The following is an 8,568-nucleotide window of genomic DNA, read 5'->3' as shown; positions in this document are numbered from 1 at the left end:
CGGCCACCGAGGTCGTCTGCCCCCCGGCGGCGGCCACGGCGGCGGCGTAGACCGCCCGGTGGGGCGCGTCGGCGCGCACCGGGGTCACCAGGATCTCGATGATCCCGCCGCAGGTCAGGCCCACTGCGAAGGCGTCGTCGTCGCTGTAGCCGAAGCTCTCGCGGACGGTCTCGCCGTCCTCCAGGGCCTGTCGGCACAGCTCGTACACCGCGCCCTCCACGCACCCGCCGGAGACCGATCCGATCGCGGTGCCCTCGCCGTCGACGGCGAGCGCCGCCCCTGGCTGCCGGGGCGCGCTCCCGCCGGTCGACACGACGGTCGCGACCGCGAAATCGCGTCCCTGCTCGACCCACCGGTGCAACTCTTCGGCGATGTCCAGCATGGGGTCCTCCTGACGAGGTTCGGTTTCCAGTATGGGTGCGTGGAGGGGGTGGTGCGGTGGTGCCTACGGCTCAGTGGACGCCGAGCCAGCCCTCGATGGGGTTGAGTGCATAGAACACCAGGAAGATGGCGAACAGGCCCCACATGAAGGCTCCGATTTCCCGGGCCTTGCCCTGCGCGACCTTGATCGCGACGTGGGAGATCACACCGGCGGCGACACCGGCCGTGATCTGGTACGTGAAGGGCATGATCACGACGGTCAGGAAGACCGGGATCGCGGTGGCGTAGTCGGCCCAGTCCACGTGGCGGGCGTTCTGCATCATCATCGCGCCGATGACGACCAGGGCGGCGGCGGCGACCTCACCGGGGACGATCTGGGTGATCGGGGTGAAGAAGATGCACGCGGCGAAGAACAGGCCGGTCACCACGGAGGCGAGGCCCGTACGGGCGCCCTCGCCCACGCCGGTGGCGGACTCGACGAACACGGTCTGGCCGGAGCCGCCCGTGACACCGCCGATGGCACCGCCGGCGCCGTCGATGAACAGGGCCTTGGACAGGCCCGGCATGCGGCCCTTGTCGTCGGCGAGCTTGGCCTCGGTGCCGACGCCGATGATGGTGGCCATCGCGTCGAAGAAGCCGGCCAGCACCAGGGTGAAGACGATCATGCCGACGGTCATGGCGCCGACCTCGCCCCAGCCGCCGAACTCGACCTGGCCGAAGAGCGAGAAGTCGGGCATGGAGACCGCGGAGCCGCTGAGCTCCGGGGCGCCGCTCGCCCACGCCTTGGGGTCGATGGTCACCACGGCGTTGAGGATGGCGGCGAGCACGGTGCCGACGACGATGCCGATCAGGATCGCGCCGGGGATCTTGCGGGCCTGCAGCATGAAGATGAGCAGCAGGGTCACGGCGAAGAGCAGCACGGGCCAGCCGCCGAGCTCACCGGTCGGGCCCAGGGTGACGGGGCCGCCGGCGGGGGCGGGGTTCTCGTGCACGAACCCGGCCTTGACCAAGCCGATCAGGGCGACGAACAGGCCGATGCCCATGGTGATCGCGTGCTTGAGGGCGAGCGGGATCGCGTTCATGATCATCTCGCGGAGGCCGGTGACGACCAGGAGGCAGATCACGAGTCCGTAGATCACGCACATGCCCATGGCCTGCGGCCAGGTCATCGCGGGGGCGACCTGCGAGGCCAGGACGCCGGAGACGGAGAGTCCGGCGGCCAGGGCCAGCGGCACCTTGCCGACGAAGCCCATCAGCAGGGTGGTCACGGCGGCGGCGAAGGCGGTGGCGGTGATGAGGGCCTTCTGGCTCAGGGTGTCGCCGGCGGCGTCCTTGCCCGAGAGGATCAGGGGGTTGAGCAGGAGGATGTACGCCATGGCCATGAAGGTCGTGATACCGCCACGAACCTCGTTGCCGACGTTGGATCCTCTGTGGGTGATGTGAAAGTACCGGTCGAGCCAGGACCGTCCGGCGGGCGTACGCGAGCCGGAGCCCGCGTCTTCCGCGGTGGTCTTGGGCTCCACTGACGACTGGGTCATGGTGCCTAACTCCCAAGGTTCAAAGGGGCACCCGCGGGGGAATATCGGTGAGTGCGGGATTTGGGATGAAACGTTGGCTGCACGACCCGGGGTGACGGCCCGAGCTGTGGTACCGCTGGGGTGGAGCGGGCAATGCGGGGGTGCCGGTGTAGCCGGTGAAGCTGACCGCGAGCGGTGCGGCACTTCGTACTCCGGGCGGTGTGCGCCGGAAGTGTGACGTTCCCTTGGGTCACACCGCCCGGAGAGTCTGGGGTCGGGGGCCGCCGCCGCGCGGCGACCCCCGGACGACGCGTCCTACAGGGTGCCGGTGAGGGCCTCCGGGCGGATGGGCGTCTTGTTGAGCTCCAGACCGGTCGCCTGCCGGATCGCCGCGAGGACGGCCGGGGTGGACGACAGGGTCGGGGCCTCGCCGAGACCGCGCAGACCGTACGGCGCGTTCGGGTCGGCGAGTTCCAGGACGTCGACCGGGATGGTCGGGGTGTCGAGGATGGTCGGGATCAGGTAGTCCGTGAAGGAGGGGTTGCGCACCTTCGCGGTCCTGGGGTCCACGATGATCTCTTCCATCACCGCGACGCCGAGGCCCTGGGTGGTGCCGCCCTGGATCTGGCCGACGACGGAGAGCATGTTCAGCGCCTTGCCGACGTCCTGGGCGGTGGCCAGCTCGACGACCTTGACGAGGCCGAGCTCGGTGTCCACCTCGACCACCGCGCGGTGCGCGGCGAAGGTGTACTGGACGTGGCCGTCGCCCTGGCCGGTGACCAGGTCGAAGGGGACGGTCGGGCGGTGGCGGAACTCGAGTTCGAGGTCGATCGCCTCGTCCTCCAGGATGTCGGCGATGTCCGCGAGGACCTCGCCGCCGTCGGTGACGACCTTGCCGCCCTCCAGGAGGAGTTCGGCGTGCGCCCACGCCGGGTGGTACGAGCCGTTCTTGCGGCGGCCCATCTCCAGCAGCGCCTCGCGGACGGCCTCACAGGTGTTCTTCACCGCGCCACCGGTCATGTACGTCTGCCGGGAGGCGGACGTGGAACCGGCGGAGCCGACCTGGGTGTCGGCCGGGTGGATGGTCACCTGCGTGACACCCAGCTCCGTACGGGCGATCTGGGCGTGCACGGTGACACCGCCCTGGCCGACCTCCGCCATGGCCGTGTGGACCATCGCGACGGGCTCGCCGTTGATGACCTCCAGGCGCACGCGGGCGGTGGAGTAGTCGTCGAAGCCCTCGGAGAAGCCGACGTTCTTGATGCCGACCGCGTAGCCGACGCCGCGGACGACGCCCTCGCCGTGGGTGGTGTTCGACAGGCCGCCCGGCAGCGCGCGGACGTCCGCGCCCTCGCCGGCGGTCTCCCACTGGCGCTCCGGCGGGAGCGGGCGCTCCTTGACCCGGCGCAGCAGTTCGGCGACCGGGGCGGGCGAGTCCACGACCTGGCCGGTGGGCATGACCGTGCCCTGCTCCATGGCGTTGAGCTGGCGGAACTCCACCGGGTCCATGCCCAGCTTCGCCGCGAGCTTGTCCATCTGGGCCTCGTACGCGAAGCAGGCCTGGACGGCGCCGAAGCCGCGCATCGCGCCGCAGGGCGGGTTGTTCGTGTAGAGGGCGATGGCCTCGATGTCCACGTCGTCGATGACGTACGGGCCCACCGAGAGGGAGGACGCGTTGCCGACGACGGCCGGGGAGGCGGAGGCGTACGCGCCGCCGTCGAGCACGATCCGGCACTTCATGTGCGTGATCTTGCCGTCCTTGGTGGCGCCGTGCTCGTACCAGAGCTTCGCCGGGTGGCGGTGCACGTGGCCGAAGAAGGACTCGAACCGGTTGTAGACCATCTTGACCGGCTTGTTGGTGGCCAGGGCCAGCAGGCACGCGTGGATCTGCATCGAGATGTCCTCGCGGCCGCCGAAGGCACCGCCGACGCCGGACAGCGTCATGCGGACCTTCTCCTCGGGCAGGCCGAGGACGGGGGCGATCTGCTTGAGGTCCGAGTGCAGCCACTGGGTGGCGACGTAGAGGTCGACGCCGCCGTCCTCGCCGGGGACCGCCAGGCCGGACTCCGGGCCGAGGAAGGCCTGGTCCTGCATGCCGAAGGTGTACTCGCCGGAGACGATGACGTCGGCCTTCTTGGCGGCCTCGGCCGCGTTGCCGCGGACGATCGGCTGGCGGTGCACGATGTTCTGGTGCGGGACGTGGCCGGCGTGGTGGTCGTCGCGGCCCTCGTGGATCAGGATCGCGTCCTCGGCGAGGGCGGAGGCCTCGTCGGTGACGACGGGGAGCTCCTTGAAGTCGATCTTGATCTTGGCGGCGGCGCGGCGGGCCGTCTCCGGGTGGTCGGCCGCCACGAGGGCGATCGGCTCACCGTGGTGGCGTACCCGGCCGTTGGCCAGGACGGGGGTGTCCTGGATCTCCAGGCCGTAGTTCTTCATCGCGGCCGGCAGGTCCGCGTAGGTGAGCACGGAGTACACGCCGGGCATGGCGAGCGCCTCGGAGATGTCGATGCTCTCGATCTCCGCGTGGGCGACCGGGCTGCGCAGGGTCTGGCCCCACAGCATGTCCTCGTGCCACATGTCCGAGGAGTACGCGAACTCGCCGGTGACCTTGAGGGTGCCGTCGGGGCGGAGCGTGGACTCGCCGATGCCGCCCTGGTTGTGCTTCTGGGTGACGTTGGTGGGCGTACCGGAAGGTGCGGTGCGGGTGTTGGCCATGGTCAGACCGCCTCTCCCTGACGGGCGGCCGCCAGGCGGACCGCGTCGAGGATCTTCTCGTAGCCCGTGCAGCGGCAGAGGTTGCCGGACAGGGCCTCACGGATGTCCTGGTCGGACGGGTCCGCGTTGCGCTCCAGGAGGGCGTCCGCCTGGACCAGCAGGCCCGGGGTGCAGAAGCCGCACTGGACGGCGCCGGCGTCGATGAACGCCTGCTGGACGGTGGAGAGCTCCACGCCCTCACCGGTCTGGGAGTCGGTGCCCTTGGCGGACCACTGCTTGGCCTCGTCGGTGGAGACGCCCTTGCTGCCGCAGCCTCCGGCGGTGCCACAGGCACCGCCGTGGCCGTGCTCCGCGCGCTGCTTGGCGAAGTCCGCCAGGCCCTCGACGGTCACGACGTCGCGGCCCTCGACCTGGCCGGCCGCGACCAGACAGGAACAGACCGGCACGCCGTCGAGGCGGACGGTGCAGGAACCGCACTCGCCCTGCTCGCAGGCGTTCTTCGAGCCGGGCAGGCCCAGGCGCTCACGCAGGACGTACAGCAGGGACTCGCCCTCCCAGACGTCGTCGGCTTCCTGCGGACGGCCGTTGACAGTGAAATTGACGCGCATGGTTACGCAGCCCCTTCGAACGAGCGGCCGTTGGTGCCGCGGTACTGCTCCCAGGTCCAGACGAGCTGGCGGCGAGCCAGGATGCCGACCGCGTGCCGGCGGTACTTCGCCGTGCCACGGACGTCGTCGATCGGGTTGCACGCGCCGGAGGCGAGGTCACCGAACTGCTTGGCGATCGACGGGGTGATGACCTTGCCGTTGTCCCAGAAACCGCCCTCTTCGAGCGCGGCGTTCAGGAACTCCTCGGCGGCCTTGGCCCGGATCGGGGTCGGCGCGGCCGAGGCGATGCCCGTACGCACGGTGCGGGTCTCGGGGTGCAGGGCCAGGCCGAAGCCGCAGACGGCGATGACCATCGCGTTGCGGGTGCCGACCTTGGAGTACTGCTGGGGGCCCGTGGCGTTCTTGATGTGGATCGTCTTGATGAGTTCGTCGGCGGCGAGCGCGTTGCGCTTGACGCCGGTGTAGAACTCGTCGATCGGGATCAGCCGGGAGCCGCGCACGGACTCGACCTCGACCTCGGCGCCGGCGGCGAGGAGGGCGGGGTGGGAGTCACCGGCCGGCGAGGCGCAGCCGAGGTTGCCGCCGACGCCGCCGCGGTTGCGGATCTGCGGGGACGCGACCGTGTGCGAGGCGAGCGCGAGACCCGGGAGCGTGCCGCGCAGGTTCTCCATGATCTGGGTGTACGGGACGGAGGCGCCCAGCTTGGTGACCTCCTCGCCAACCTCCCACTCCCGCAGCAGCTCGATGCGGTTGAGGTCGAGGAGGTACTCCGGACGGCGGTGGTCGAAGTTGATCTCGACCATGATGTCGGTGCCACCCGCAATCGGCACAGCTGTGGGGTACTCGGCCTTGGCGGCGAGTGCCTCCTCCCAGCTGGCGGGGCGAAGGAAGTCCATGTGCGGCTCTCTTCTTGTAATCGGGTCGTTCACTTCAAGCCAGGAGGCCGAAGGGCCCTCGACTGGACGTTCACGTGCTGTTAACGCGGTGTGGAGCCAGTACACAAGCCGTGCGTCCCCCGGGTGCAGTCACCGAAACCATGAAGGAGTTGGCTGGCGCCCTCCCTCGTCTTGTAGATTCGTATGAAAGGAGGTCTGCACAGACCTGCCCGATTTTCAACGGCAACATCGAGACAGATCGGCGGCGACATCATGCGGCTGCGCGCACTGCTGGAGACCGAGGCGCTGGGGCTGCGGCTGCTGGGCGGCGAGGAAGAACTCGACCGGACGGTCCGCGGCGTCATGACGACCGACCTGAGGGATCCCAGCCGATACCTCGCGGGAGGCGAGCTGGTCCTGACAGGACTGGCCTGGCGTCGGAATTCGGCCGACTCCGAGCCGTTCGTACGAATCCTGGCCGGGGCAGGCGTCGCCGGGCTCGCGGCGGGCGAGGCGGAGCTCGGCCCGATCCCGGACGATCTCGTCGAAGCCTGTCGGCGCAACCGGCTGCCGCTGTTCGCTGTGAACGAGGACGTTGCATTCGCCACGATCACGGAGTACGTGGTCCGGCAGGTCTCCGGGGAGCGCGCGGGCGATCTCGCGGCCGTCGTGGACCGCCACCGGCGCCTGATGACGTCGGGCCCGGCGGGTGGCGGACCGGATGTGGTGCTGGATCTGCTCACCACGGACCTCGATCTTCGGGCGTGGGTGCTCTCGCCCACCGGCCGGCAGATCGCCGGAGCGGGCGAACCGCTGTCCCCGGCCGTGTGCGCGACGCTGGCGGGCGAGCACCTCGCGGCGGTCCGGACCGGCCGCAGGGGGCCGCACCGGATCTCCATTCAGGGTATTACGTACTCCTTGTTCCCGATCCGACAGGGCGCGCGCGCCGGCGGGCCGGCCGCCGCCCGCGACGTGCGCGAGAGCGTGCTGTCCGACTGGCTGCTGGCCGTCGAGGCCGACGCCGGCGACTGGCCGGCCGAGCGGCTGGACCTGCTCCAGGGCGTGACCCAGCTGATCGCCGTCGAGCGGGACCGGCGCGACGCGGCCCGTACGGTGCGCCGCCGGCTGGCCCAGGAGGTGCTGGAGCTGGTCCAGACCGGCGCCCCGCCCGCCGAGATCGCCGCCCGCCTGCGGGTGGCGGCCCCCGTCCTGCTGCCGGGCCTGGGCGCGGCGCCGCACTGGCAGGTCGTGGTGGCCCGGGTGGACTGGGAGAACGGGGACATCCCCGGCGGCCCGGTGGCCCAGACGCTGCTGGAGGAGATCCTGGTCGACCCGTCCGCGTCGGGCCCCGAGCCCTCCGACCGGATCGCGGTGGCCCACGCGGGCGACGAGGCCATCGCGCTCGTCCCGCTGCCCGCGCTGCCGGGGGACGGCGGGGAGGACAAGGGCCCCGACGCCGCCCTGCACGCCGACGCCCTGCTGGCGACCGTACGGGACCCGCTCGCGGCGGGCCTGGCCGACGACGGCCGGCTCACCCTGGGCGTCAGCGCGGCCGTGCACTCCGCCGAGGGGCTGCGCGGGGCGCTGGAGGAGGCCCGGCACGCCCGCCGGGTCGCCGCGGCGCGCCCGGGCCGGGTGTGCGCGGCCGGCCACCACGAGCTGGCCTCGCACGTGCTGCTGCTGCCCTTCGTACCGGACGACGTGCGCCGCGCCTTCACGGCCCGGCTGCTGGACCCGCTGCGGGACTACGACCGGCGCCACCGCGCGGAGCTGATCCCGACGCTGGAGGCGTTCCTGGACTGCGACGGCTCGTGGACGCGGTGCGCGACGCGGCTGCACCTGCACGTCAACACGCTGCGCTACCGGGTCGGGCGAATCGAGCAGTTGACGTCCCGTGACCTCTCGCGGCTGGAGGACAAGCTCGACTTCTTCCTCGCCCTGCGGATGAGCTGAGGCGATGTCCCGCGGGGTCGGCTGACGCGGTATCCGGACTTTGTGAAAGAGTTCACCCGACCCCTGGCCGAGCGAGCCGATTTCGTGCTGTCATTTCGCCCCAGGGCTCAATGACGTGCTGGCCGGTTGCTTGGGGAGGGCAATGTGGCGGACACCGCCATGTCGGATGCCGGGACCACCGGGGGCGACGACCCCCTCCAGCGAGCGATATGGCGACTGCGCTCGCGCGGCTGCTGGAGCGACGCGGCGGCGCTGCTGATCCCGCACGCGGCCGACCCGAAGGCGGCGGTGCAGCGCACCGCGCTGCTGGTCGAGCGGTGCCTGTTCACCGGCCAGGGCTGGGAGGAGGCGGAGGACGCGCTGCGCACGGCGGAGGCCGTGGCGGGCAACGACGACGAGCGGGGCGCGGCGGCCTGCGAGCGCGGGCAGCTGGCGTACGCGGCGACCGTGCTGGGCGTACGCGACCGGGCCGACGAGGCGCGCTCCGCGCTGGGCCGGGCCTGTCTCTTATACCCCTCT

The 8,568-nt window shown here is 71.2% G+C and carries 6 protein-coding genes and 1 pseudogene; 2 read left to right on the top strand and 5 right to left on the bottom strand.

Going from position 1 to position 8,568, the window contains the following annotated elements; genetic code table 11:
- The 5 genes from GPJ59_RS29450 to GPJ59_RS29430 all read right to left on the bottom strand — a co-directional run.
- A partial coding sequence (locus GPJ59_RS29450) for an XdhC family protein (protein WP_219670874.1) occupies positions 1-382 on the bottom strand: 382 nt, incomplete at its 3' end.
- Between the two features lie 70 nt (positions 383-452).
- The gene (locus GPJ59_RS29445) at positions 453-1,919 is read right to left on the bottom strand and encodes an NCS2 family permease (protein ID WP_219670872.1); all 1,467 of its coding nucleotides are present in this window, start codon (positions 1,917-1,919) and stop codon (positions 453-455) included.
- Positions 1,920-2,213: 294 nt separating this feature from the next.
- Positions 2,214-4,613 carry a xanthine dehydrogenase subunit D gene (gene pucD / locus GPJ59_RS29440; RefSeq protein WP_219670870.1) on the bottom strand — a complete coding sequence of 800 codons (2,400 nt, stop codon included), beginning with the start codon at positions 4,611-4,613 and terminating at the stop codon, positions 2,214-2,216.
- A 2-nt stretch (positions 4,614-4,615) separates the two neighbouring features.
- A complete protein-coding gene (locus GPJ59_RS29435) occupies positions 4,616-5,221 on the bottom strand; it encodes a (2Fe-2S)-binding protein (protein ID WP_219670868.1) in 606 nt (201 codons plus the stop codon).
- A gap of 2 nt (positions 5,222-5,223) precedes the next feature.
- Entirely contained in the window at positions 5,224-6,117 is an 894-nt protein-coding gene (locus GPJ59_RS29430; RefSeq protein WP_219670867.1) for an FAD binding domain-containing protein, read from the bottom strand.
- Positions 6,118-6,369: 252 nt separating this feature from the next.
- Here GPJ59_RS29430 and GPJ59_RS29425 point away from each other — a divergent pair, with 252 nt between their 5' ends.
- Together GPJ59_RS29425 and GPJ59_RS29420 are read left to right on the top strand one after the other, a co-directional pair.
- On the top strand, positions 6,370-8,049 hold the full coding sequence (locus tag GPJ59_RS29425; protein WP_219670854.1) for a PucR family transcriptional regulator: 1,680 nt from the start codon (positions 6,370-6,372) through the stop codon (positions 8,047-8,049).
- 126 nt (positions 8,050-8,175) lie between these two features.
- A pseudogene (locus GPJ59_RS29420) lies at positions 8,176-8,568 on the top strand (hypothetical protein); the annotation flags it as partial.

It is taken from the genome of Streptomyces bambusae (assembly GCF_019400985.1).
GTDB lineage: Bacteria > Actinomycetota > Actinomycetes > Streptomycetales > Streptomycetaceae > Streptomyces > Streptomyces bambusae_A.
Note: the sequence above shows the minus strand (reverse complement) of the source record. Positions and strands in the feature narration are given on the sequence as shown.

Bases quoted from the DNA above. Each gene is read 5' to 3' on its own strand.
- GPJ59_RS29445 (WP_219670872.1), bottom strand. From the start codon at position 1,919: ATGACCCAGTCGTCAGTGGAGCCCAAGACCACCGCGGAAGACGCGGGC.
- GPJ59_RS29425 (WP_219670854.1), top strand. From the start codon at position 6,370: ATGCGGCTGCGCGCACTGCTGGAGACCGAGGCGCTGGGGCTGCGGCTG.
- pucD (WP_219670870.1), bottom strand. From the start codon at position 4,613: ATGGCCAACACCCGCACCGCACCTTCCGGTACGCCCACCAACGTCACC.
- GPJ59_RS29430 (WP_219670867.1), bottom strand. From the start codon at position 6,117: ATGGACTTCCTTCGCCCCGCCAGCTGGGAGGAGGCACTCGCCGCCAAG.
- GPJ59_RS29435 (WP_219670868.1), bottom strand. From the start codon at position 5,221: ATGCGCGTCAATTTCACTGTCAACGGCCGTCCGCAGGAAGCCGACGAC.